Raw genomic sequence first — 22,452 nt, forward strand, 5'->3', positions numbered from 1 at the left:
TTCGTCGATGCTGTGCCGTCGACGTTGCGGAGGGCGACTAGCGCTTCTCTCTGAGGTCCGGGTGCGCCGCCACGTTGCAGGTGTAGACGGCACCCGAGCGGCCGCCGACGCAACCTGACTGTCCCTCGGAGGTGTCGTAGACCTGTTGACGCGTGGCGTCCGTTGGACCGAAGGTGCCTTCTTCCCTGCGTGGTCCGGTGGTTGGCTGATCGGTCGGTGGCTGCGGCCGGGGTACCTGCACGTGCCCCGAAGGGCCGCCCGGCGCACGTGCAGGCACGGGCCAGAACTACTTACTTCGTCAGAGGCGCAAGCTTGGGGTCGTTGGCGTAGGCCTCGGCCGCGTTCTTCTTGGTCACGATGACCGGCGGGAGGAGGTAGGCCGGGACAACCTTGGAGCCGTTGTTGTAGGACTTGGTGTCGTTGATCTTCGGCTTGTCGCCCTTCTGGAGGGCCTTGACCATGTCGACGGTCTCGGCGACGAGCTTGCGTGTGTCCTTGTTGATGGTCGAGTACTGCTCACCGGCCATGATCGACTTCACCGACTCGGCCTCGGAGTCCTGACCGGTGACGACGGGGACCGGCTTGCCGGCGCCCTTCACCGAGGTGATGATCGCGCGGGCGAGAGTGTCATTCGGCGACAGGACGCCGTCGAGCTTCTTGCCGCCGCCGTAGGTGGAGGTCAGCAGCGAGTCCATCCGCTGCTGCGCGTTCTCGGCCTTCCAGCCCTGGATCGCGGTCTGCTTGATGTCCTTCTGCCCAGACCCGACAACGATGTCACCCTTGTCGATAAGTGGCTTGAGCACGCTCATCGCACCGTCGAAGAAGACCTTGGAGTTGTTGTCGTCCGGTGATCCGGAGAACAGCTCGATCGTCCACGGCCCCTTCGGCTTCTTCGCCTTCATGCCGTCGACGAGGGCCTGTCCCTGCAGCTGGCCGACCTTGAAGTTGTCGAACGCGACGTAGTAGTCGACGTCGGGCGTGTTGGTGAGGAGCCGGTCGTAGGCGATGACGGTGGCGCCCGCCTGCTTGGCCTGCGCCACCTGGGTGGAGAGCTGCGAGGCGTCGGTCGCGCCAACGACGATCACCTTCGCGCCCTTGGTGACCATTGAAGAGATCTGCGCCTGCTGGTCCGCGACGGTGGTCGAGGCACCGGCGTACTGCACGTCCGCCTTGAAGCCCGCCTGCTTGAGGTCGTTGGTGAACAGGTCGCCGGCGAGCACCCAGTTCTCCGAGGTCTTCGCAGGCAGAGCGACACCGATCAGAGAATCCTGTGCGAAGCCCTTGGCGCCGGCGCCGCCCTTGCCGGTCGAGCCGTCGCGGTCGTTGGAGCATGCCGTGCCCAGGGTGGCGAGCAGTGCGACGGTGCCCGCTGCGGCGATGCCTCTGGTGATGAGTCTGCGCATGGTGAGTCGTGCCCTTCTTTCGATGGTGCCGGAGAGTGGTGCGCCGTGGAGTCGGCGCTGAGGGTGGTGGGTGGTGGCCCGACAGCCGGACTACGAGCAAGAACTCGCGGTCAGCCTGCGACCGAGGCCTTGCCGGAATCGGACGCCGCGCTCGACGGGGCCGCCGGTGTGTCCGGTTGCTCCCGGAACGGACGCATCAGCGTTCCGATGATCGAGAAGCGGCCCTGGCTCTTGCTGTAGACGTCGAACGCGACAGCGAGGAGGAGGACCAGGCCCTTGATGACCTGGACCATGTCGGAGCCGACACCCTCCAGTTGCAGGCCGTTGTTGAGGAGTGCCATGACGAGGCCACCGACGATCGAGCCGCTGATGGTGCCGAGGCCGCCGGAGACGGCTGCGCCGCCGATGAAGACTGCGGCGATGGCGTCGAGCTCCCAGCTCAGGCCGTCCTGTGGTCCGGAAGCCGCGGACCGCGCAACGAAGATCATGCCGGCCAGAGCGGCCAGTACCGACATGTTCATCATGACGAAGAAGTTGACCCGCTTGAGCTTCACACCCGACAGCTCGGCCGCGCGGGCGTTGCCGCCGACGGCGTAGATGTGGCGACCGCCGATGGTGTTGCGGGTGTAGTACGAGTATGCGAGCACCAGGGCGATCAGGATGATGCCGGAGATGGGCAGGCTGGTGCCGATGCGGCCGCCGGCGAAGCGGAGCGTCGCGAAGATGATGACGCCCAGCATCACCGCCAGACGGATCATCGTGACCCACGTCGGCGCCACATCCGCGTTCATCTCACGCCGGGTCTGCCGTGCTCTCCACTCCCGCCACACCATGCCCGCGCAGGCGGCCAGACCGAGCAGCAGGGTCAGGTTGTTGTATCCGGTGTCCGGCCCGACCTCGGGCAGGTAGCCTGCGCCGATCGTGCGAAAGCCCTCGGGGACCGGCACCGTGTCGGCGTTGCCGATGTACTGGTTGCCGCCGCGGAAGAGCATCATCCCGGCGAGAGTGACGATGAACGCGGGCACTCCGACGTACGCGACCCAGAAACCCTGCCATGCGCCGATCACCGCGCCGACGAGCAGGCCGAGCGCGATGCCCAGGGGCCACGGGAGCGAGTGCTCCTGCATCACCTTGGCGACCACGATGCCGGTGAACGCCGCGACCGAGCCGACCGAGAGGTCGATGTGTCCCGCGACGATCACCATCAGCATGCCGATGGCGAGGATCAGGATGTAGGAGTACTGGCTGACCACCGCGATGAGGTTGCCGGAGGTGAGGGTGAGGCCACTGGTCCACGCCTGGAACAGCAGGACGATCGCCACGAGCGTGAAGATCATCCCGAACTGGCGGGCGTTGGAGGTGGTGCCTCCGAAAAGGTTCTTCTGCAGGTCTTGTAGGCGGCTCATGAGGTCGGGCTCTTCTTCCTGGCGGTCATCTTCTTCATCAGCAGTTCCGGATCAGCGTCGCGGCGTGTCACCTCGCCGGTGATGGAGCCTTCGAACACCGTGTAGATGCGGTCGCACAGCCCGATGAGCTCGGGCAGCTCCGAGGAGATGACGATGACGCCCTTGCCCTGGTCGACGAGCCGCTGGATGATCCCGTAGATCTCGTACTTGGCGCCCACGTCGATGCCGCGGGTCGGCTCGTCGAGGATCAGCAGGTCCGGGTCGGTGAACATCCACTTCGCCAGGACGACCTTCTGCTGGTTTCCGCCCGAGAGTTTCACGACCCCCTCGTCGACGCTGGGAGTCTTGATCCTCAGGTTCTTGCGGTAGTCCTCGGCGGCGCGGTGTTCGCGCACCGGATCGATCACGCCGCGCCTGGAGATCTTCGACAGTTTGGCGGCCACCATGGACGTCTTGATGTCGTCCAGCAGATTGAGGCCGATCGACTTGCGGTCCTCACTGACGTAGGCGAGGCCGTGCCGGATGGCGTCCGCCACCGACTTCAGCTGGATCTCCTGGCCGTCCTTGAAGACCCGGCCGGACAGATAGGTGCCGTAAGAGCGGCCGAACAGGCTCATCGCAAGCTCGGTGCGCCCCGCGCCCATGAGACCGGCGAAGCCGACGATCTCGCCGCGGCGCACGTGGAGGTTCGCGCCCTTGCACACGAGCCGTTCGTCAGAACTCGGGTGCCGCACCGTCCAGTCACGGACCTCGAAGAAGGCCTCCCCGATGGCGGGCGTGTGCTCGGGGAACCGGCTGCTGAGCTCGCGGCCGACCATGCCGCGCACGATGCGGTCCTCGTTGACGCCGTCGGCTTTCACGTCGAGGCTCTCGATGGTGCGGCCGTCGCGCAGGATCGTGATGGTGTCGGCGACTGCCTCGATCTCGTTGAGCTTGTGCGAGATGATGATCGAGGTGATGCCCCGTTCCCGGAAGCCGCGCAGCAGGTCGAGCAGGTGCCGGGAGTCGTCCTCGTTGAGGGCCGCGGTCGGCTCGTCGAGGATGAGCAGCTTCACATCCTTCGCGAAGGCCTTGGCGATCTCCACGAGTTGTTGTTTGCCAACACCGATGTCCTTGATCAGCGTGTCGGGGTCCTCCTGGAGGCCGACACGCTGCATCAGCTCCAGGGCCCGGCGCTGGGCGGCCTTCCAGTCGATGGCGCCGCGCCTGCGCGGTTCGTTGCCGAGGAAGATGTTCTCGGTGATCGACATACCGGGCACGAGGGCGAGCTCCTGGTGGATGATGACGATGCCGGCCTGTTCACTGGCCCGGATGTCACCGAACCGCACCTGTTCGCCCCGGTAGACGATGTCGCCCGAGTAGCTCCCGTGCGGGTGCACGCCGCTCAGCACCTTCATGAGGGTGGACTTGCCCGCGCCGTTCTCTCCACAGATCGCGTGGATCTCGCCCTCCCCCACCACGAGGTTGACGTCGGTGAGTGCTTTGACGCCGGGGAAGGTCTTGGTGATCGAGCGCATCTCCAGCAGGGGCGCGACCTGCCTCACCGGCGGAGCCCCGCACCGCGAAGGCTGTAGCCACTGCTGGGCTCCGGGGCTTGGGAGATGCGGCGGTTCGTTGACATCAGCTTGCCTCCGATGGCGCTGCGCGATGCTTCGCGTCCGGGCTGTTAGGCGGGGAATGTAAATCTATTTGTTTTACTGAGTCAACGGCTGTGACAGTATGGTTATCCGGGCAGGAAGAGAGGGCCGGTGTGCGGCAGGCAGGAACGAATCTCCCCAAGGTCGGTCGCTACAACCAAGCTGTTGTACTGGACCAGATCCAGCTTGCCGACGGCATCAGCCGAGTGGAGATCGCGCAGCTCACCGGCCTGACCCCGCAGACGGTCTCCGGCATCGTGCGCCGCCTGCTCGACGAGGGCATCGTCCGGGAGGACGGTGCCAGCCGGGTCTCCAGCGGAGGCAAACCCCGCACCATCCTCAGGCTCAACGCGGACGCGGGCAGCGCGGTCGGACTGCATTTCGACCCCGTCGAACTCACCTGCACCGTGGTCGATCTCCTGGGCCGGCCGCTGGTCGTCAAGAGGCAGCCCACACCCCTGGGGGCCGACCCGCCCCAGGTCGTCAAGACCATGGCCGAGCTGGTCGCCGACGTGCTGGCCGAAGCCAACGTCCCGCGTGGCGAGGTGCTCGGTCTCGGCCTCGCCACACCGGGGCCCATCGACCAGGAACACGGCATGGTCGTTGCTCCGCCCCAGCTCGCGCACTGGACTCGGGTGCCGCTGCAAAGGATGCTCAGCGACGCCACAGGCCTGCCGGTGACCCTGGACAACGACGCCACCGCTGCCGCTGTCGGCGAGCGCTGGTCCGGCGCGGGCAAGGGGGTGGCGAACTTCGCCTACTTGTTCTTCGGTACCGGCATCGGTGGCGGCCTGGTCCTCAACCACCAGGTCTACAGAGGCGGTTCTTTCAACGCTGGGGAGTTCGGCCACACGTCGGTGCTGCCCGACGGCCCGGAGTGCTACTGCGGCAACCGTGGCTGTCTGGAGAGGCTCGTCAATCCTTCCGCCATTGCGGCCGAGGTACACCACAGGCTCGCTGCAGGGCCCGGCGGCAGCGTGCTGTCGCAAGCGTTCGAACAGGACCCGGCATCTGTGGATCATCGCGCGATCCTGCTGGCCGCCGCGGCCGGCGACCCCGTGGCCGCCGCGGTCATCGACGAGGCTGCGGAACACGTCGCCTCGCTGGCGGTCAGCATCGTGAACTTCATCGACGTCGACCTCATCGTCCTCGGCGGTCACGGCATCCAGCACGTGGAGTCCCGGTACGTCGACGCCGTCGCCTCCGCTCTGGCCACCCGACCGTTGTCCCGGGCCATCCGCGTCGTCCAGGTCGAGGCGTCTCCGCTCGGGACGGATGCCGCGGTGGTGGGCGGCGCGGCTCTGGTGCTGCACGCCACGTACTCCCCGCAACTGTCGGCGCTTCTCGCAGACTGAACCTCACTGGAAGACCAGTACGAAGTCGGGTGCCGCGTCTGCACCGCGAACGATCACGAACGTGGCGCCCGGCAGGCAGAGCCGCCCGTGGGGGGCGCCACAGCTGTGTGTGGGCACCTGAAGTCGTTCGGCGACGACGGTCCGGGCAGGGGCACCGAGCGCCTTCTTCAAGCTCGACGCCAAGGGCAGCACGACCATCAGCGACAGCCCCCTGTCAGATCAGTCGGGCTTGGGAGACGCTGACGTTCGCGCGGCAGGCACCTACTAGGTACCATCGGGTGTATGCCATCACTGAACGTGTCTTTCACCGACGAGGAACTCGAGGGCGTACGGGCCGCGGCCGCTGCCGAGGGCAAGAGCCTCAAGCAGTACCTCCACGATCTCGGCGTCCGCGAGATGCAGCGCAAGCAGTTCATCGCCGGCGCCGCCGGATGGGCCGACAGGCTGCGCGACGAGTTCGACCAGGCCTTCCCCGACGAGGTACCGCCCGCCCCGCGTGGCAACGGAGCCGCTGCCGCCTGATGCACCTCTACATCGACGTCTCCTGGCTGCTCGATGTCCAGGAGATCGCGCTCGGTCACGACGACCTCACTGTCTCGGACTACTCCGCGTTGGTGGCCGCCGTCGCCCGCCACCGGACCCGGCTTCCCTCTCTCGCTGCGGCCGACCCGGACGCGGCGTGGCGTGCGGCTGCCCTGATGCACACCATCGTGCGCCTGGAGCCGCTCCCGCACCGCAACAGCCTGTACGCCGCGTTCATCGCCGCCCAGTACATGGACCAGTCCGGCGAAGGCATCGACCCTCCCTACGGCGCCCTCTCCGACCTCGTGCGCAAGCTCCGCGACACCCGCATCGGGGTGCAGGACGTCGCCGACCAGCTGCGTGCCTGGAAGCTGTAGAGTCCTGTCTGCTGACCGAATTACGCAATCCGCAGTAGTCCCGGCCTGATCGTCCCGCACCGCAAACGGCCCGGGCGGGCGCTACTGCAGGGCGAGGAAGAGGACAACGCCGCCCAGACTTCGGCAGGCAGTCGAGCACATTTGCGGTCTGGTGAACCCGGCGCCTTTGCTCGCGGGTGGCGGGGAACACCTCGGTCAGGGCCTTCCAGAAGCCCAGGGCGCCGTCTTCAGGACCTGGGCGCGCGTGCCCCGGCATGCGCAGTCGCGCAGCAGACCGGCCCAGGACTCGGCGGATTCGCGGTAGCCGTCCTTGAGCGCGACCAGTTCCTTGGAGCCGTCCGCGCGGACCCCGATGAGCACCAGGACGCAGGCTTTGGCTTCCTCCAGGCGGACGTTGAGGTGGATGCCGTCGGCCCACTCGTACACGTAGTCGACCTCGGACAGGTCGCGGTCCATGAAGGCGGTGTGGTCGGCCTGCCACTGCTGGGTGAGGCGGTTGATGGTGGCCGGGGAGAGCCCGGCCGTACTGCAGGGGAACTGCTCCGGTGCCGGGACGAAATCGCCCGGGGACGATTGCTCCGCATCGCAGCGATCAGGACTTGGGCACGGCACTGAGTTGGACGTCGACGCACACGATCAGCTCGCGATGGCCGCATCAGGCGAACCAGCGGTGTGCCTATGGAAGAAGGTCCACTCCGCTTCCGAGGCGTCGAACTGGCTCGTTGTCCGTCCCACCAGGGAGACAGGCAGGTACTGGTTCCCGCCGGGCCATGTGTGCCCGCCATGGGTCACCATGTAGACCTCGACCTGCGTCTCTCCGCGGCAGGACACCGCGTCCGCGACGCTGGTGGCCGTGCGGTCGCCTGCCACCGGTGGCAGCGACCGCACTCGATCGCCGGTACAGCCGTCGATCGTGCGCCACTTTGTGACAGTGTCCGCCACGGACAGCAGGGCTGCCTGGCTGCCACCCACTCCGGAAGGGCCTCCGTCGTAGGGGACGAGAGGGTCCTCGGTGCCGTTGACCACCATCACGGGCAGCGGGCGACGAGGATGGCAGGAGGGCGCCATGGCGACCGGCATCGTCCCCGCGACCACGGCGATCCCGGCCAGCCGGTCGGCAAGTTCGCAGCCGAGCGTCTCGGTTCTGAAGGGCTCGACCACTACCGATAAGGTACTGAACATCCGTTTCCTCAACGACGACGCCGCCGTGGTCGTCAGCGAGACGGCCATCCTCTTCCCGGGCGAAACCGAGGTGCCGGAAGACCGCCTTGTGGTCGCGAGCTGGATGCTCACCCGGCAGGACGGCAAGTGGCTGCTTGCGGCCTACCAACTCCCCGGCGGTCATGAACCAGGGCTGAGGCTGCTGCCGACCGGGCGCCCCTCGACCATCGCGGCGGTGGAGGGGCGCTTTCAGGTCGGGCCGACCAGGGGCGAGTCTCCCCTTCCCTCCACGACCACCAGGCTCGATCCACTCGCTCTGGCCCGCGGCCAAGCCTCAATGAGTGAAACTTGGAGTTGGGGTCACAGAACGACGAAGCTCCTGGTAGGTGGGGCGTCAACCAAGATCAACCGTCGCCATCAGGAGCTTCTCCGTGCGCCCGGCCGGGCTAGCCTGTCCGTTTCGTCTTAGAACTCCTGACGAAATGCCCTGGACGCTTCACGCACTCTCGGCTCGTGGACCTGTCGCATAGGCCAGCGGGGGCGCGATCGCCCGTACGTCCGCCTGCTCCGCCACCCACAGTCCGATGAACAGCGCCGCGGTCGCCTCCAGCAGTCCGGCGCGGTCCAGCCCGCCCCCGGCCACCGGCTCACAGCCCATGTCCCGCACCAGCTTGCGTGCCAGTGCCAGCGCCGCCTCGTCGTCCCCGCAGATCGGAACGATCAGGGGCTGACCGTCGAAGACCGGCGGAGTCATCCGCCACACGTCCTCGTGGCAGAGGTTGAACGCTTTGACGACGTGCACGCCCGGTGCCGCCGCAGCCAGTCGGCGCGCCGCCGAGGGGCCGCCCTCTGTCAGCAGCCGGAAGCCGGGCCCGACCGGATTGGCGCAGTCGAGCAGGACCTTCCCCCTCAGCGCCGACCGATGCTCCCTGACGATGTCCGCTCCCGCGCCGTACGGCAGCGCGGCCAGCACCACCTCACCGAAGCCGACCGCCGCATGCAGACTCCCGTGCCCCGCACCGCCCCCAATGCGCGTCGCGAGCCGCCGGGCCTTGTGCTCGTCCCGGCCTCCGACGAGGCGCCGCCTCGTGTGGAGTACGAACTCACCGCTCTGGGGCGGACGTTGCTCGGCCCGATCGACGCACTTGGCGCGTGGGCCTTCGAGCACGGCGATGAGGTCATGGCCGCCCAGGAACGAATGGGTGGGTGAGCTCCCGGCCCGTGACCTCCCCTGCACGCGTCGATGCACTTTCATCGGGATGAGGTCAAGCGCCGTCAGCAGATCAGCGCGCATCCCAGAGTGAGGAACGCTTCGTGGATGTCGTCGCAGACCTCCCAGCGGATCCGCAGGCGGCGGAACCAGTGCAGGTGGGCGAACACGCGCTCGACAACCCGGCGTTGAGTGCCCAGCCCGGAGCCGTGCTCGGTGCCTCGCCGGGCGGCCAGCGGCTTCACGCCGAGCTTCCACACCAGACGACGGTACTTGTCGTGGTCGTACCCGCGGTCAGCCAGAACGACGTCCGATCGGCGCCGTGGTCGGCCGCGCTTGCCCCGCACGGGTGGAACGGCTTCGAGGAGCGGGATGAGCTGGGTGACGTCGTTGGGTTGCCGCCAGTCAGCGTGAACGCGAGCGGGCTGCCGGGGGCGTCGGTGACCAGGTGGTGCCTGCTGCCCGTCCTGCCCCGGCCTACAGGACTTCGTCCCGTCTCCATGCAGCACGAACAGGATGCCTTGGAACACCAATCGGTCCGGATGGCGCCTACGCCCGGGATGATGCGTCCGCTCGCTCCACCCTCGGTGGCGGCGGTTCGATCACCGCCCACAGCTCGTCATCGACATGCCACGGCTTCGGCCGAGCCACCCCACACCCCCGGATCGTCAGTCCCGGAGTGATCCAACCACCTCGGAGATCATTTCGTTAGGAGTTCTCAGCGGTGTCCAGATCTTGGACGGGCACGCGAAAGTGCCTTCTGAACCGGGGCGATAGGGCTTGTCGAAGGCTTCTGTCGTTCCAGCGGGAAGGCACTTCCTGCGTGCGCAACTCCGCCTGACGCCCCAAGCTCGTCATCCCAGCCGACGGCCAAGTGGTGGTCAGCCATCCGGATCCCGCCTGCTGGCCGATCTGGCCGATGCCACTGGCCTGACCGCCGCCTTCACCGATGCCCCGCGCCGCCTGCGGCCACGCAGCGCCGGACACGCTCCCGGCCGGATCGCGGTTGACCTGGCAGTGATGCTCGCCGACGGCGGCCAGGCCATCATCGACCCGGCCGTACTGCGCGACCAGCCGGCGGTATTCGGCCCCGCACGAGCACCTGGTCGCCGGTCTCGCGACCACTCTGATGGAACCGCGCAGGTGCGCCGGCCTTTCCTGGCACCCCGGCAACCAACTCCCCTACAGCACCGCCCCGTACAACACGCAGGGCACCAGCCACCACCTCAAGGGCAAGCCGTTCTCCGTGTACGGCTGGGAAAGGCCCGCGTAGGACCCGGACCCTGCGGACGGCAAGGGGCGCACAGCATCGAGGAGCCCCCGCCCGCGCGTCCGCGAGCGAGGGCTCCCGCCATGCGGCAAGTGCCCAACAGGACTGCTGGGGCTGTGACTTCTTACCCTGTCTGCCATGCTGGTCGAGGAGCGGTGGCGGTCGGCCGGGCCGGTCGAGAGCCGCCTGGGACGGGGGCGGCATGCAGAAGGAGCAAAGCGGGCACGAGGAGAACACCGACGGGTGCGACGGCGACCGTTCGGCACAACCGCCACGCGCACCAGACGCACCGGCTGGCGCGTCACGGACGGCGGTGCCCCGGCAATCGCCGGCATGGGGCGGGTTCCTCACCGTCACCGCATGGCCGACTGGTGCCGCCGGCGCGATCCTGGCACTCGCCGCCGTGCACCGCTGGCAGGAAACGAGGCTGCCGGAAGGGGGCGTCCTTGCCGATGGCCGCCCCAAGTGGTGGTACCTGACCGCGGCCCTGGCCGGCGTGGTCGTCGCCGGAGCAATCCTGGTCCTCATCTGCCGGGCAGTCATTCTGCGCAGGACGCCGGACCGGAGGGCGCTGGTCCCCGCGCGGCTGTTCCTGGCGATCGCCGCCCTCGATTCGATCAGCAGGAGCCCGACGGGCGGCTCCTCGCTGCCCTGGTGGGACTTCGACCTCCTGGTCCCGCTGGTCTCGGCGTCCGGGTACACATTGCTGTACGGCGCGCGGCAGCTCGCCGTGCTTGGGCGACAGCACCTGTGCGACATCATCCGGTCGTCCGGGGATCTGCAAAGCGGCTCGTACTCCCTCTACTTGAGATCCTTCGAGGACGACCTGCGGCGCACCGCGCTTGAGGAGGCCGAATCCAGGGCCCCGGGACCGGGTGCCGTGCTGCCGGACTTGCGCCTGTCCGGCAGCACGGAAGAGGAGCAACTCGCCGAGGCGCTGAGGCCCGTGGCACCGATGGTTGCCGTGGGCCGACCCGGAGAAAGGCTCCCCCTGGTCGGGGCGCGGCGGCTGTACCTGCCGATCGACGACTGGCAGGACACCGTGCGCGACCTCATGCTGCGGGCCCGGTTGGTGGTCGTCGCGGTCGGCCCGGGTCCCGGACTGCTGTGGGAACTCATGGAGGCGCTGCGGCTGCTTCCCGCGCAGCGCCTCGTACTTCTCGTCCCGGGCCGGGAGGCGTACGAGCGATTTCGCGCCGCTGCCGCCGCCGTCCTCAGCGAAGAGGCCGGGAATCTCGCAGGGGGCGAGGCCGGTGACGTATGGTCACCTCCGGCGCTGCCCCCCTATCCGGAAGGAGAGCCGGCCGGCAGCCTCTCGTTGAAGGGCGCGGTCTACTTCGACGACGGGAGCCCGCACTTCGTCCTCTTCGGCAGCGGCAAGGACCGGGGCGGACACCGCGACCGGGTGCTGGTGTCGGTGGGAAAGGGGCTGGGGCCGGTTTTCGGCCGGCTTCCGGCGTGGGAGCCCGGGTGCCGCGCAGACAGTTCACCGTCCGGTGGACGGGGGCGCAGGGCATGAGCGGGAACCCGTACTTCCTGCGGGACAGGGAACTGTCACCGCATCGTGCGCAGCGGCGGGCCAAGGGGCGGGTTCTGATCTACGCCGGGTGGACCCTGCGGATCACCGGCACAATGCTGGGCCTGCTGGGCTTCGTGGTCTTCAAATCCAGCTTCGAGAGCGATCACTGGAACTCCATCGGCAGCATGCCGTGGTGGTTGCGTCTGCTGGGCGCGGTGGTGGCCTTCGCGGTCGGAGTGGCGGCCTTCGTCACCGGTCGGTTCGTCGTGGTACGCGGCAAGCAGCACACCGCCGGCATCGTCGAGTCCGTAGACCGACTGGCCGGGAGCACCTACCTCCTGTACCTGCGCCCGTTCGCGAACGACTACCCGGACATGGCCTCGCTGAACAACGACATCCAGGGCGGCGGGGCGAATCTTGAGACCCTCTTCTTCATCTCCGGCCTGACCCAGGAGGAGGCCCTGGTCCGCCGTTTCCGGCATTTCGGGCGCGTCGTCGCGATCGGCAGGCCCGGGGAGGAGCTGCCACTGCCCGGCGCGGCACGGGCGTACCTGCCCTTGGACGACTGGCAGGACAGCGTGAGCGGCCTGATCGCCGGCGCCCACGTGGTGCTGTTGTCGGCGGGTCCCGGCCCGGGGACGGTATGGGAGTTCACCGAGGCAGTGCGCCTTCTGCCGCCCACCCGGCTGTTGCTACTGGCCTACTGCGACGCCGCAGCCTACGACCTTTTCCGCGAGGCCGTCGCCGAGGAGTACGTCCGGCGGTCACGTACGGAGCCGGGGGCACCACAGACGGGGTTGTGGCCGCCACTGCCCGACCTGCCCGACTTCCCGCTGCCCGCACGCCCGGAGCGGCCCCGCTGGCAGGTGGCGCTGAACGGCGGCCGCAAGCGGCTGCGTTGGGACTTCGCGCTGAAGGGACTGGTCGCTTTCGGACCGGACTGGAAGGCGACGTTCGTACGGTTCGATCCGACGACCCTGCCCTTGGTGAGCATTTGGACGCTGCATCGCCTGGTCAAGCGTGAACTCCAGCCTGTCATGGAGCAGTTGACGGCGCTGAACCTGCGGAATTGATCCCACCGCAGCGGGTGGTCGGTCATCATGAGCACATGGCCGGCATCGACGACAGGCTCTGGAACGAGGGCGTCAGCCCGTCGGACTACCGCGACGGCACCGAAAGGTACCAGGCCGCGATACTGGATCAGTACAAGCTGTGCGTCGAGATGGCCGACCGCGTCAGTTCCCGACGCAATCTCACCAACACCTTCTTCCTCACCCTCAACACCGCGGTCGTCGGCGCCCTCGCCGCCGTGTCCGGAGGCGTCTGGCGGAACTCCTCCGCCTGGGTCCTGGTGGCAGGGCTGGTGATCCTGCTGACCCAGTGCCTGGCCTGGTACGTGATGGTGCGCTCGTACAGGCAGCTCAACGCCGCCAAGTACGCGGTGATCGGTGCCTTCGAGGACAGACTCCCGGCCTACGCGTACTCGCGGGCCGAGTGGGGCGCACTCGGCGAGGGACGCGACTGGCGCAGGTACATGCCGCTGACGCACGTGGAGCAGTGGGTGCCGGTCATCTTCGGGCTGTCGTACCTCGTCGCCTTCGGGGCCGTGGCGAACAGGTGAGCCCGACGCCGTGCGGGGATCGCGATGGATAGGATTCCGCCGTCGAGGTGAAGGGGACGGCCCATGACAACCATCGCGGTGACCGGGCACATGGATCTGGCCGTGGACAGCGTCCCCCTGGTCCGTGCCGCTCTGGACGGGTTGCTCCGGCCGTACGCCCACGGCGGCACTCTCGTCGGCGTCTCGTGCATCGCCGAGGGTTCCGACTCGGTGTTCGCGGAGTCCGTGCTGGCCAACGGCGGACGGCTGGTCGTGGTCATCCCCTCCCTCGACTACCGCCGCACCGTGGTCGGTCCGGACCACGCGCCCCTCTTCGACCACTTGGTCGAAGCCGCCGGCGAGGTTCTGGTCATACCGCACGAGACGGCGGACCGTGCGGCCTACGACGCCGCCAACAACGTCCTTCTGGAACGCGCCGATCGACTCGTGGCCGTCTGGAACGGGGAGCCGCCGAGCGGCAAGGGCGGTGGCACGGCGGACGTGGTCCTTCAGGCACGGGCGAAGGGGATTCCCGTGGACGTGGTGTGGCCGGAGGAAGCCCGCCGGGCCGGCTGACCGCGGGGGCCCGGGCGACGTTTTCCGGCGCGGACGCGGCGGTACCCGACGGGAGGCGTGGCGGGGGCGCGCGGCGTCCCGGAACGAATCGCGAGTTGCTCCACGCGTGAGCCCGGACATGGCGGGCCCGGCCCGGCCCGGATCGGATGATCCTGGGCCGGGCGAGGATTTGTCCGCCGATCAGACCGACATACTGGCGAACATGCCGGGCTCGTACGAACCCCCCGGGTTGTGCACGATCACGTTCATCCGGGTGGCTGCGTTGATCAGGGAGACCAGGCAGACCAGCGCACCGATCTGGTCGTCGTCGTAGTGCTTGCGCACCTCGGCCCAGGTCTCGTCGATCACGCCGTGGTCGCCGAGCCGGGTGCCCTCCTCGGCGAGTGCCAGCGCGGCCCGCTCGGCCTCGGTGAACACGGTGCTGTGGCGCCAGGCGGCGACCAGGTTGAGCCGGAGCGCGGTTTCACCGGCGGCCGAGGCCTCCTTGGTGTGGATGTCGACGCAGAAACCGCAGCCGTTGATCTGGCCGACGCGCAGCTCCACCAGTTCCCGCAGCGTCTTCGGCAGCGTCGACTGCTCCAGGACCGATGAGACGTTGTAGAACCGCTTGGCGACCTTCGCGGCGGTCGGGCTGTCGAACAGGTTGAAACGGGGTTCCATGACGTCGTCCTCACTCGTGGGGTTGCGTGCCGCGCGGATCGGTCGCGCGGCGTCGTGACGACATGGAGATACCGCCGCCCGGATCCCTGTGACAGCGAGGTCGTGTGACGTGCGCCACCGGTCTTGGGTGTCACAAAGCGGTGGGCACCGGCGTCTTGTGTGCGGCACGGTCGACGGCGAACAGGCAGGAGCCAGCCATGGACGAACGCAGCCAGCAAGCGAGGGACACGGCCGAGCCGTCGGCCCGAGGCGGCTGCCTGGACTCCGCCACCGAGACGTTCGTCGCCCATCGCAACCTGCTGTTCACCGTCGCCTACGAGATGCTCGGCTCGGCCGCCGACGCGGAGGACGTCCTGCAGGAGACCTGGATGCGATGGGCGGGCGTCGCTCTCGACACCGTGCAGGATCGGCGCGCCTACCTGGTCCGGATCACCACCCGCCAGGCGCTGGGCCGGTTGCGCACACTCCACCGGCGCAAGGAGTCCTACGTCGGCCCCTGGCTGCCCGAGCCGCTGCTCACCACGCCCGACGTGGCAGAGGACCTCGAACTGGCCGACAGCGTCTCGATGGCGATGCTGCTGGTTCTGGAGACGCTGGTGCCAACCGAGCGGGCGGTGTTCGTGCTGCGCGAGGTCTTCGATCTGCACTACGACGAGATCGCGGAAGCCGTCGACAAGAGCCCGGCCGCGGTCCGCCAGATCGCGCACCGGGCGCGGGCACACGTCGCGGCGCGCCGGCCGCGCGGGGTCGTCTCTCCGGCTGAGACCAGGAAAGCGCTCGAGGCGTTCCAACGGGCGGTCGAGAAGGGCGATCTGCAGAGCCTGCTCGACGTCCTCGCGCCGGATGTCGTACTCCTGGGTGACGGCGGTGGAGTCGTGCAGGCCGCGCTGGAGCCCGTCGTCGGGGTCGGCACAGTGGCTGAGCTGGCCACCAGGCTGGGCAGGTTCGGCGCCGCGGCATCGCTGCAGCCGGCACAGGTCAATGGCTACCCGGCGCTGATTCTCCGGCTCAACGGCGAGATCGACACCGTCATGGCGGTGCGGGTCGAGGACGGCCTCATCAGCGGGCTCTACTCCGTGCGCAATCCCGTGAAGCTGACACGTGTCGAGCGGGCGACCATCTTGCGCCGCTAGTGTTCCGAGTCGGGAATTCGCTTCAGGTATCCGCCGCATCATCAGCACGCCCCCGCCGAGTGACGACAAGAGATTGTCAGCGCGAAAACGACAACCCACCGTTGACAGCATGAGCCCAGAGCCCACCGTGGAGCAGCTCATCCAAGCGGCCCATGCCCATGCCACCAGCGACGACCCACTCGACCTGCTCGACGCCCCCCTGGCCCTGACCCGTGCCGTGTCCGGCCGGCCGACGCTGCCGTCGACCAGGTCGTGCGGCAGGCCCCCGACGCCGGCTACTCCTGGACGGTGATCGGTGAACGCCTCGGCGTCTCCCGCCAGGCCTCCCGCCGGCGGTACGCCGACCGCGTCGCCCACACGTCCGCGGCCATCGGATTGATCCACGGCCCTGACCTGGGGGCCGGACTGGCCGCCGCGAGGCTGGCACTGACCGATGGCGAGCGTGCAACGTTGACCCGCCAGGCCATGCGCAGGACCTCTTGACGAGATCTGCAGAAGGACATCCGCAGCCGGATCAGGACCTGGAACACAAGATTCGAACCCCTCGTCCGGACGAAAACCGCGGACGAGCTTGAACGCCGATGTCCACCTCCGAGCAGGTGCTCGGCTCGGCGGTGGCCGCGCGCTGGGCCAGCGTGCGGGGGGGCCGGTGGCGCGCTGTTCGGCCATGCGCCGCTCGATGTCCGCGAGACGCTGCTCGATCAGGGCAGTGAGGTGGACGCAGGGCTCCTCGCCGGAGTCGCGCACGGCCAGGACGGAGCGGATCTCGTCGAGCGTGAGCCCGGCCGCCTGGGCCTCGCGGATGAAGGCGAGCCGGTGCGCGACCTGCGGCGGGTAGTCGCGACAGCCGCCGGACGTGCGCGGCGGTTCGGGCAGTAGTCCGGCCTGCTCGTAGAAAGTGGATGGTCTTGGCCGTCAGCCCGCCGGCGGCCAATTCTCCGGCGCATGTTTCCGAGGCTACGCCTTGACCTTCCAGTGCACTGGAAGGTCTACCGTCGGTGCAGAGGCTGTGAGCCGGGAGGACGACATCATGCGCATCACCCTGCTGACCGTGCCGGACTGCCCCAACGCGCCAATGGTCGAGGAACGGCTCGCCCGGGCGCTCGATGGCCGTGAGGTGGACGTGCAACGGGTCGAGGTCGGCGATCCCGAGCAGGCTGCCCGGCTCGGGATGACCGGATCACCGACCGTGCTGATCGACGGGCTGGATCCCTTCGCCGTGCCGGGCGCGCCCGCCTCGCTGTCCTGCCGCCTGTACCGGGGGCCGGACGGCCGCGCCGAGGGAGCGCCGAGCGTCGCCGACCTGCGGCGCGCACTGGCCGATGCGGACGCCGCCGGGGACTGCGACTGACCGCCGATGGATGCTGCCGGCCCCGGCGGTACCGCCTCCGAGGCCGTGGCGTAGCTGGCGGCCGACGACTTCCCGGTCAGGCCGTCGACCGGGCGCGCGCCGAAGCCCTGGGACGGCCCCTCTTCGGCCCCTGCTCACGGCAGCGCAGCTGGTCGAGGGGCGAGGATGATGAACGCATGCGCATTCGCATCGGCGCCGACGGCCTGCCCGGCCTCACCTGCCCACCCGGGGCGCCCGCCGACGGCGGCGACCCGGTGTACCGCAACATCCACGTCGCCGTACAACGTCGCGGCCGCCGCACCGAACTCCTCGACCCGCAGCCCGGCGACGCCGCCTTCGCGACATGGACCCTGGAGTGCACCACGACGCCGTCGTCGACCGGCGCGGACGTGAGGGGCCCGTACGTGCAGGGCCGCCCGGGCGAACGGTTCCTGTACCTGTCGTGGGGCACCGTCGACGAAGCGGACGCCTTCACGATGTTCCGCCGGGCCAAGCTCATGCTCGATGCCGTCCCCGCCGACGTCCTTGACGCCGCTGCACGCAGCGGGCTGCTGGTCGGACGCCTCGGCCTCACCGACGCGCGAGGTGGTCCAGTGTGCACGGGTTGTGCCCCGGCCATCACTTGGACCGCCGCAATGGTCGATTAGCAAGCGGATACTCCAGATGACCAAGGCTGTCCGCTCACGGACCGCATGGCCATCGCCTGCGCGGAGCCGTCGGACACAGCTGCGTCGACCGGGGACAGGACGGGCACGTCACGCCTCAGCCCCCAAGGTGAGCTGGGCGCGGTGGAAGTCGAAGTGCTGGGTCGGGTAGCGGTACACCTCTTCGAGGGTCATCACGTCCTTGAAGAACGGATCCCACCGTGTCGGAAAGCCCATGGTCCGTGCCAACGTCGTGTCCGGCTCGGCATCCAGATGGCGATGAAGGGCCGCAAGCGTCCGATCGAGCTTCGCTCCCATACGCCGGTGGTTGTAGATCCGGGCGCCGCCCACAGCTCCAAGGTAGTTGATCGCATCGAAGGGGCGGGTGGCGGCGTTCAGCAATCGCGCCCACGCGCTGCTTGCTCCCGGAGGAAGGCGACCGAAGAGGCGCACCAACGGAAGCAAGGCCCGCACGACGATGTAGCCGAACAGCATGTGGTAGAGCAGCTGCTCGTTGGTCCAACGGGTTCCCCTGCTCCGGCGACTCAAGTCCTCGGCAGTGGCCGATTCCAGAAGCTGGTGGAACGTCGCACTGGCCTGCTGCAGTTCTGCGTGGACAAGTTCTCTGTTCATACGTCCTCCTGGCAACAGTCTGTGGAGCCGCCGCTTCATGATGACGCTCGCTGTGCCATCCAGTACCGGGCTGGAAGGGACGATCCTCAGAAGCAGGTTTCGGCCCATGGCGCTTGCCGGCCCCCTCCCAGCATGATCTCCAGGCCACAACGCGTGGCCTGGATGACGAGACGAGGGGCGGGTATGTGGCCGTTTCCGGTGGGCGGGGCGCCCTGGCCGGGGGCGTGCTCATGGCGTTGACCGCGGTCTGCGCTGTGCTGGCCTTCAAGGCGGAGCAGGCACGGGACCCGGCCGGCGCGTACCACGCGACCGGCCGGGCGGATCGGCTGGCCGGTCGTGGCGGGACTGGTGGGTACGGCCGCGTACAGCCGCGTACAGCCGTGTGCCGGCTCTGCTGGCCGCCCTGCACAACTCCGCGGGATCGCCCGGCTACCTCATCACCGTGCCGGATCTGGAACCCGGCGGGCTGCTCCCGGCGGCGCTGCTGATGGCCGGCCTGCTGGCCACCTCGCTGCTCACCTCGACGCGCGCACCCGGGCGGTGGGTACTGCAGAGGGAGCGCGACAGCCTGCGAGCCCGGCGCGCGCGTGAGTGGGGCGGCGTGCACGCGCTTTCGCGCCGGGCGATCGCAGTACGAGCGGTCGCGAACAGGTTCACGCGCGCGCCGGCGGATCATTCGCCACGCCTGCGCGTCCGGCCGTTCGCCGCCACTGGCCGTCAGGCCGGGCGGACCACGCTGTGGATGATCGAGTCGCCGCCGTAGTAGATGGATTCCTCGCGTACGTAGGCGCCGGGCTTCGGGGCGTGGATCATCATGCCGTTGCCGATGTAGATACCGACGTGGCTGATGTCGTCGTAGAAGAAGACGAGGTCGCCGGGCTGGGCGTCGGTCAGGGACACCGTCGTTCCAACGTCCACCTGGTCGTAGGTGGTGCGCGGCAGGGAGACGCCCGCGGCCTTCCAGGCGGCCTGGGTGAGGCCGGAGCAGTCGTAGGAGCCGGGCCCGGTCGCACCCCAGACGTACGGCTTGCCGATCTGCGCGTGGGCGAAGGCGAGCGCTTCCGCGGCCTTGGCGGCGTACGTGGAGCCCGACGAGGAGGTGGAGCTGCCCGAACCCGAGGTCGAGCCGGATCCCGAGGACGAGCCCGAGGCCGAGCCGGAACTCGAGGTCGAACCCGAAGACGCGCTCTGCTGCTTCGCCGCCTGCGCGGCCGCGGCCTGCTGCTTGGCGAGCTCCGCCGCCTTCCGCGCCGCCTCCTCCTGCTTCTGCTTCTCGATCGCCGCGAGGCGTGCCTTCTCCTCCGCCGTCAGCTTGGACAGCAGCTCCCGCGCGGTGGACAGCTTCTTCTGGACGGTGGACTTGGCCGTCTGGAGGTCGTTCTGCGACCGAGTCAGCGTTTCGAGGCTCTTGCCGGCCTCCTGCCGTTTCTTCATGGTCGCGGACTGCTCGGTGACGTAGTCGTCGACCGCGCCCTTCTGGCGCGAGGTCAGCTGGCTCATCAGCTGCGTCTGGTCGAAGTAGTCCTGCGGGGAGTCCGCGAGCAGGAAGGTCGCGGTGTCGGGGGCGGCGGCCCCGGTCCGGTACTGGGCCGCGGCGAACGAACCCAGTTCCTCACGCGCCTTGTTGAGCTTGGCCGTGCTCTTGGCCACGTCGTCGAGCAGGGTGTCGACGCGCTTGCGCTCCTGCGCGGTCTTCTCCTTGGCCGCGTCGTACTTCTCGGTCGCCGACTCGGCCTGGCGGTACAGGTCGTTGACCGTCTTCTGGATCTCTTCGAGGCTCGGCTTGCCGTCGGCGGAGGGGGCGGCGTTGGCGGTCTGGGACAGCAGGGCCACGGAGGTGAGAGCGGCCGTGGCGAGGACGGGGGTACGTATGCCGGCTACGCGCGTACCCGTGGGGCGCGACTTGCGGTGCGACGCCAAGGGAGGCGACTCCTTCCATGTTCCGCCTACCGAGTTAGCTGTCGGGTTCGGGCGGGTGGTTCGGAAGGGTTGCCCTACGGCCCTTTCCCCGGAAGGGAGTTGGGCCGATTCACCCCAAGGTCGGTGGGTCCCCGGCTCCGGTTGCCGCGCGGGCGCGCCGGACTCGGCGGAGGCCGCACGGCCCGGCGACGTTCGCCGGAGGGGGTCGGGCGGCCCGGCGGGAACGCTAGCCAACTCGTGTGGCCCCTGTGAAGGCTGGTGGGCGATATGCCCGATACATTTTCGTTATCTTTGCTCGACGGCAGCGCTGAATGCAGTCAATTCACCGGCCCACCGATTCCACCGGACCCGGACGAAGCGCTGTCCTACAAGGACACGGTCAAGACCCCTGCGCAGATGGTGACCAGAATCATCATTCAGGACTTCATCCCGCCGACGGATACGATCGCATCGATTCCGGGCAGCGGCGCCGAGCTCCCGGCGACGTACATCCACCATTGCCACCTCCTCGAACACGAAGACGACGACCTGATGCGCCCGTGGACGATCGTCGGCCACGGCGGCCACGGCGATGGCCGCCACGGCGATAGCGGCCACGGCCACTGACGGACCGATCGACCCGCGTGTGCCGGTCCGCGCCCGACGAGCCCGGACCGGCACTGACGCCGTGACCCGACCCTCGCCGGACCCGGCGCAGAGTGGGCGGTGATCGAGCGCCGGCTGCCGGTCTCGGACTGCCAGACCGATCAGGAGGCGGGCCGGAGGTCCACCCACGGCGGGAGATCGTCGACGCCATCCACAACGGCGCCACGGGTGGACCCGGTGATGGCACACCGGACCGGCCCCGAACACGCTGGGGAGTTCTCGCCCACCAGGATTTCCGCCTGCTCTGGGTGGGCGAGACCGTTAGGGGGTTGGGCAACAGCATCACCGTGATGGCGTTGCCGCTGATCGCGGTCGTGGTGCTGGACGCCGGCCCCACCGCCATCGGCCTGATCACCGCGGCGGTGTGGCTCCCCTGGCCAAGGAGGTCCTCTTCCGCCTGAGGCCCATGCACCCCGGAAATCACCGTGGTCTGGGCCGACTCCGCCTGCGCCGGCCAACCGATCGAGTGGGCAAGGAAGACCCTGAAGCTGACGATCAACCTCGTATCCCACCCGCTCGGACAGCCCGGTTCATCGTGCTGCCCCGACGCTGGATCGGGGAGCGGTCCCTGTCATGGATCACGCGAGCCCTCAGCAACGTCAGAGACTACGAACGGCTTCCCCAGCGCTCCAAAGCCCACCGTCCGTGGGTGGGCTCACGCCTTTGTGAAGTCGTCGGACGGGGTGAAGCGGACCCAGCGACAGCTCCAGTCGTCGTCTGCCGATGGCTGTGGTGATCCATACCACTCTTCTTCGGGCATGTACCGTCCCCGAGTTCCTTCGTGCCACCCACAGGTGACGCGATACGTGCCCGGCTTGACCCACAGCACCGTACCGACGCCGAGACGATGGTCCAGGTTGAGTTGGACCGGGGGGTTCAACCGGGTCAGGGCGCTCAGTGATGAGTCATTTTCCTGCGGCGTCACGAACGAGCCGATCTCGTTCGCGCCCACTGCCGCCCAGACGACAACAACCTGGCCGCTGCGGAGCTCGAGCACTCCGACTTCCTCTTCTTCAGCCGCGGACGCCCCGGCTGCGCGCCGATGCGGCGCGTTCGTCCTGTCGCGTGGGACCCAAGAACGCATGAGGAGAAAGCCGTCGTCACCGGCGAGCGCAATCTCGGCGCTGCCCTCGCCGTCCATTTCCCATATGAGGCCGCCATGTTCCCTGCGGTCACCGAAACGCACGAATGCGGCTTCGAGTTCATCGTCATCGTCGCACGGGTGGACCGCCGACCAGGCACGGGCATAGTCACAGGCTGGATCCAGCTCGTAGTCAGTGCCGTGCACTGCACCGCCCCAGTTCGAGAAGGCGTCGGCCGCGCAGACGAGCAGTGGTCCGCCTTCGGAGCCAACCGTGGCGGACGACCATACGTACGCAGGCCGTGAACCGGAACCGTCGTTGCTCACGTGAGGGGCTGCCGATCAATGA

General features: G+C 68.5%; 26 protein-coding genes, 3 pseudogenes and 1 riboswitch. Of the genes and pseudogenes, 17 read left to right on the plus strand and 12 right to left on the minus strand.

Annotation, left to right across the window (positions count from 1 at the left end; translation table 11 throughout):
• Window positions 1–290: 290 nt before the first annotated feature.
• From ACH4UM_RS34770 to mmsA, 3 genes are all read right to left on the minus strand, one after another.
• Window positions 291–1,403: a substrate-binding domain-containing protein gene (locus ACH4UM_RS34770; protein ID WP_398188352.1), complete on the minus strand. Its 1,113-nt coding sequence runs from the start codon at window positions 1,401–1,403 to the stop codon at window positions 291–293.
• Between the two features lie 110 nt (window positions 1,404–1,513).
• Complete coding sequence (gene mmsB, locus ACH4UM_RS34775; protein WP_398188355.1) at window positions 1,514–2,809, minus strand: multiple monosaccharide ABC transporter permease; 1,296 nt, start codon at window positions 2,807–2,809, stop codon at window positions 1,514–1,516.
• The gene (gene mmsA, locus ACH4UM_RS34780; RefSeq protein WP_398188461.1) at window positions 2,806–4,326 is read right to left on the minus strand and encodes a multiple monosaccharide ABC transporter ATP-binding protein; all 1,521 of its coding nucleotides are present in this window, start codon (window positions 4,324–4,326) and stop codon (window positions 2,806–2,808) included. The genes mmsB and mmsA overlap by 4 nt, the downstream gene beginning before the upstream one ends.
• Before the next feature lie 233 nt (window positions 4,327–4,559).
• Here mmsA and ACH4UM_RS34785 point away from each other — a divergent pair, with 233 nt between their 5' ends.
• The 3 genes from ACH4UM_RS34785 (at window position 4,560) to ACH4UM_RS34795 (ending at window position 6,700) form a co-directional block, all read left to right on the plus strand.
• Window positions 4,560–5,801 (plus strand): ROK family protein, encoded by a 1,242-nt coding sequence (locus ACH4UM_RS34785; RefSeq protein WP_398188358.1) that lies wholly within the window; start codon window positions 4,560–4,562, stop codon window positions 5,799–5,801.
• A gap of 282 nt (window positions 5,802–6,083) precedes the next feature.
• On the plus strand, window positions 6,084–6,323 hold the full coding sequence (locus ACH4UM_RS34790) for a hypothetical protein (protein WP_398188361.1): 240 nt from the start codon (window positions 6,084–6,086) through the stop codon (window positions 6,321–6,323).
• Window positions 6,323–6,700, plus strand: a complete 378-nt coding sequence (locus tag ACH4UM_RS34795; protein WP_398188364.1) for a toxin Doc — start codon at window positions 6,323–6,325, stop codon at window positions 6,698–6,700. The genes ACH4UM_RS34790 and ACH4UM_RS34795 overlap by 1 nt, the downstream gene beginning before the upstream one ends.
• Before the next feature lie 115 nt (window positions 6,701–6,815).
• Here the strand turns inward: ACH4UM_RS34795 and ACH4UM_RS34800 are convergent.
• Together ACH4UM_RS34800 and ACH4UM_RS34805 are read right to left on the minus strand one after the other, a co-directional pair.
• A pseudogene (locus ACH4UM_RS34800) lies at window positions 6,816–7,270 on the minus strand (transposase); the annotation flags it as partial.
• A 66-nt stretch (window positions 7,271–7,336) separates the two neighbouring features.
• Entirely contained in the window at window positions 7,337–7,768 is a 432-nt protein-coding gene (locus ACH4UM_RS34805) for an alpha/beta hydrolase family esterase (protein WP_398188367.1), read from the minus strand.
• Between ACH4UM_RS34805 and ACH4UM_RS34810 the strand changes: the two genes are divergently transcribed.
• A complete protein-coding gene (locus ACH4UM_RS34810) occupies window positions 7,767–8,330 on the plus strand; it encodes an SgcJ/EcaC family oxidoreductase (RefSeq protein WP_398188370.1) in 564 nt (187 codons plus the stop codon). The two genes, ACH4UM_RS34805 and ACH4UM_RS34810, sit on opposite strands and share 2 nt — an antisense overlap.
• 27 nt (window positions 8,331–8,357) lie before the next feature.
• Here the strand turns inward: ACH4UM_RS34810 and ACH4UM_RS34815 are convergent, their stop codons facing one another.
• Entirely contained in the window at window positions 8,358–8,891 is a 534-nt protein-coding gene (locus ACH4UM_RS34815; RefSeq protein ID WP_398188464.1) for an NADPH-dependent F420 reductase, read from the minus strand.
• On the opposite strand from ACH4UM_RS34815, the gene ACH4UM_RS34820 reads away from it, so the two are divergent.
• Entirely contained in the window at window positions 8,859–9,071 is a 213-nt protein-coding gene (locus tag ACH4UM_RS34820; protein ID WP_398188467.1) for a winged helix-turn-helix transcriptional regulator, read from the plus strand. The genes ACH4UM_RS34815 and ACH4UM_RS34820 overlap by 33 nt on opposite strands.
• A gap of 65 nt (window positions 9,072–9,136) precedes the next feature.
• On the opposite strand, the pseudogene ACH4UM_RS34825 reads toward ACH4UM_RS34820, so the two are convergent.
• Window positions 9,137–9,755: pseudogene (locus ACH4UM_RS34825) on the minus strand (IS5 family transposase).
• 445 nt (window positions 9,756–10,200) lie between these two features.
• Between ACH4UM_RS34825 and ACH4UM_RS34830 the strand changes: the two are divergent.
• From ACH4UM_RS34830 to ACH4UM_RS34850, 5 genes are all read left to right on the plus strand, one after another.
• Window positions 10,201–10,344 carry a hypothetical protein gene (locus ACH4UM_RS34830; protein ID WP_398188373.1) on the plus strand — a complete coding sequence of 48 codons (144 nt, stop codon included), beginning with the start codon at window positions 10,201–10,203 and terminating at the stop codon, window positions 10,342–10,344.
• A gap of 310 nt (window positions 10,345–10,654) precedes the next feature.
• Window positions 10,655–11,860 (plus strand): hypothetical protein, encoded by a 1,206-nt coding sequence (locus ACH4UM_RS34835; RefSeq protein WP_398188376.1) that lies wholly within the window; start codon window positions 10,655–10,657, stop codon window positions 11,858–11,860.
• Window positions 11,857–12,933 (plus strand): hypothetical protein, encoded by a 1,077-nt coding sequence (locus tag ACH4UM_RS34840; RefSeq protein WP_398188379.1) that lies wholly within the window; start codon window positions 11,857–11,859, stop codon window positions 12,931–12,933. Before ACH4UM_RS34835 ends, ACH4UM_RS34840 begins: the two co-directional genes overlap by 4 nt.
• A 35-nt stretch (window positions 12,934–12,968) precedes the next feature.
• Window positions 12,969–13,481 (plus strand): hypothetical protein, encoded by a 513-nt coding sequence (locus ACH4UM_RS34845; protein ID WP_398188382.1) that lies wholly within the window; start codon window positions 12,969–12,971, stop codon window positions 13,479–13,481.
• A 63-nt stretch (window positions 13,482–13,544) separates the two neighbouring features.
• Window positions 13,545–14,036 (plus strand): hypothetical protein, encoded by a 492-nt coding sequence (locus ACH4UM_RS34850; RefSeq protein ID WP_398188384.1) that lies wholly within the window; start codon window positions 13,545–13,547, stop codon window positions 14,034–14,036.
• A gap of 180 nt (window positions 14,037–14,216) precedes the next feature.
• On the opposite strand, the gene ACH4UM_RS34855 is transcribed toward ACH4UM_RS34850, so the two are convergent.
• Window positions 14,217–14,696 (minus strand): carboxymuconolactone decarboxylase family protein, encoded by a 480-nt coding sequence (locus ACH4UM_RS34855; protein ID WP_398188387.1) that lies wholly within the window; start codon window positions 14,694–14,696, stop codon window positions 14,217–14,219.
• Window positions 14,697–14,893: 197 nt separating this feature from the next.
• Here ACH4UM_RS34855 and ACH4UM_RS34860 point away from each other — a divergent pair, with 197 nt between their 5' ends.
• Window positions 14,894–15,829, plus strand: a complete 936-nt coding sequence (locus ACH4UM_RS34860) for an RNA polymerase sigma-70 factor (RefSeq protein ID WP_398188389.1) — start codon at window positions 14,894–14,896, stop codon at window positions 15,827–15,829.
• A gap of 252 nt (window positions 15,830–16,081) precedes the next feature.
• A complete protein-coding gene (locus ACH4UM_RS34865; protein WP_398188392.1) occupies window positions 16,082–16,312 on the plus strand; it encodes a hypothetical protein in 231 nt (76 codons plus the stop codon).
• Window positions 16,313–16,540: 228 nt separating this feature from the next.
• Here the strand turns inward: ACH4UM_RS34865 and ACH4UM_RS34870 are convergent.
• Window positions 16,541–16,705 (minus strand): annotated as a pseudogene (locus tag ACH4UM_RS34870) (MerR family DNA-binding protein); the annotation flags it as partial.
• Between the two features lie 154 nt (window positions 16,706–16,859).
• Between ACH4UM_RS34870 and ACH4UM_RS34875 the strand changes: the two are divergent.
• A complete protein-coding gene (locus ACH4UM_RS34875) occupies window positions 16,860–17,180 on the plus strand; it encodes a hypothetical protein (RefSeq protein WP_398188395.1) in 321 nt (106 codons plus the stop codon).
• Window positions 17,181–17,356: 176 nt separating this feature from the next.
• On the plus strand, window positions 17,357–17,827 hold the full coding sequence (locus tag ACH4UM_RS34880; protein WP_398188398.1) for a DUF5990 family protein: 471 nt from the start codon (window positions 17,357–17,359) through the stop codon (window positions 17,825–17,827).
• A gap of 108 nt (window positions 17,828–17,935) precedes the next feature.
• Here ACH4UM_RS34880 and ACH4UM_RS34885 read toward each other — a convergent pair whose 3' ends face one another.
• Window positions 17,936–18,457 carry a DinB family protein gene (locus ACH4UM_RS34885; protein ID WP_398188401.1) on the minus strand — a complete coding sequence of 174 codons (522 nt, stop codon included), beginning with the start codon at window positions 18,455–18,457 and terminating at the stop codon, window positions 17,936–17,938.
• 382 nt (window positions 18,458–18,839) lie between these two features.
• On the opposite strand from ACH4UM_RS34885, the gene ACH4UM_RS34890 reads away from it, so the two are divergent.
• Window positions 18,840–19,220: a hypothetical protein gene (locus ACH4UM_RS34890; RefSeq protein ID WP_398188404.1), complete on the plus strand. Its 381-nt coding sequence runs from the start codon at window positions 18,840–18,842 to the stop codon at window positions 19,218–19,220.
• On the opposite strand, the gene ACH4UM_RS34895 is transcribed toward ACH4UM_RS34890, so the two are convergent.
• Window positions 19,175–20,377 (minus strand): NlpC/P60 family protein, encoded by a 1,203-nt coding sequence (locus tag ACH4UM_RS34895; protein WP_398188406.1) that lies wholly within the window; start codon window positions 20,375–20,377, stop codon window positions 19,175–19,177. The genes ACH4UM_RS34890 and ACH4UM_RS34895 overlap by 46 nt on opposite strands.
• A gap of 8 nt (window positions 20,378–20,385) precedes the next feature.
• Window positions 20,386–20,556, minus strand: a riboswitch (cyclic di-AMP (ydaO/yuaA leader).
• A gap of 88 nt (window positions 20,557–20,644) precedes the next feature.
• On the opposite strand from ACH4UM_RS34895, the gene ACH4UM_RS34900 reads away from it, so the two are divergent.
• Together ACH4UM_RS34900 and ACH4UM_RS34905 are read left to right on the plus strand one after the other, a co-directional pair.
• Window positions 20,645–20,983 carry a hypothetical protein gene (locus ACH4UM_RS34900; RefSeq protein WP_398188409.1) on the plus strand — a complete coding sequence of 113 codons (339 nt, stop codon included), beginning with the start codon at window positions 20,645–20,647 and terminating at the stop codon, window positions 20,981–20,983.
• Window positions 20,984–21,291: 308 nt separating this feature from the next.
• Window positions 21,292–21,423: a hypothetical protein gene (locus ACH4UM_RS34905; protein WP_398188412.1), complete on the plus strand. Its 132-nt coding sequence runs from the start codon at window positions 21,292–21,294 to the stop codon at window positions 21,421–21,423.
• A gap of 254 nt (window positions 21,424–21,677) precedes the next feature.
• Here the strand turns inward: ACH4UM_RS34905 and ACH4UM_RS34910 are convergent, their stop codons facing one another.
• Window positions 21,678–22,430 carry a hypothetical protein gene (locus tag ACH4UM_RS34910; protein WP_398188414.1) on the minus strand — a complete coding sequence of 251 codons (753 nt, stop codon included), beginning with the start codon at window positions 22,428–22,430 and terminating at the stop codon, window positions 21,678–21,680.
• Window positions 22,431–22,452 lie beyond the last annotated feature (22 nt).

Source organism: Streptomyces sp. NPDC020801 (assembly GCF_044334385.1).
Classification (GTDB): domain Bacteria; phylum Actinomycetota; class Actinomycetes; order Streptomycetales; family Streptomycetaceae; genus Streptomyces.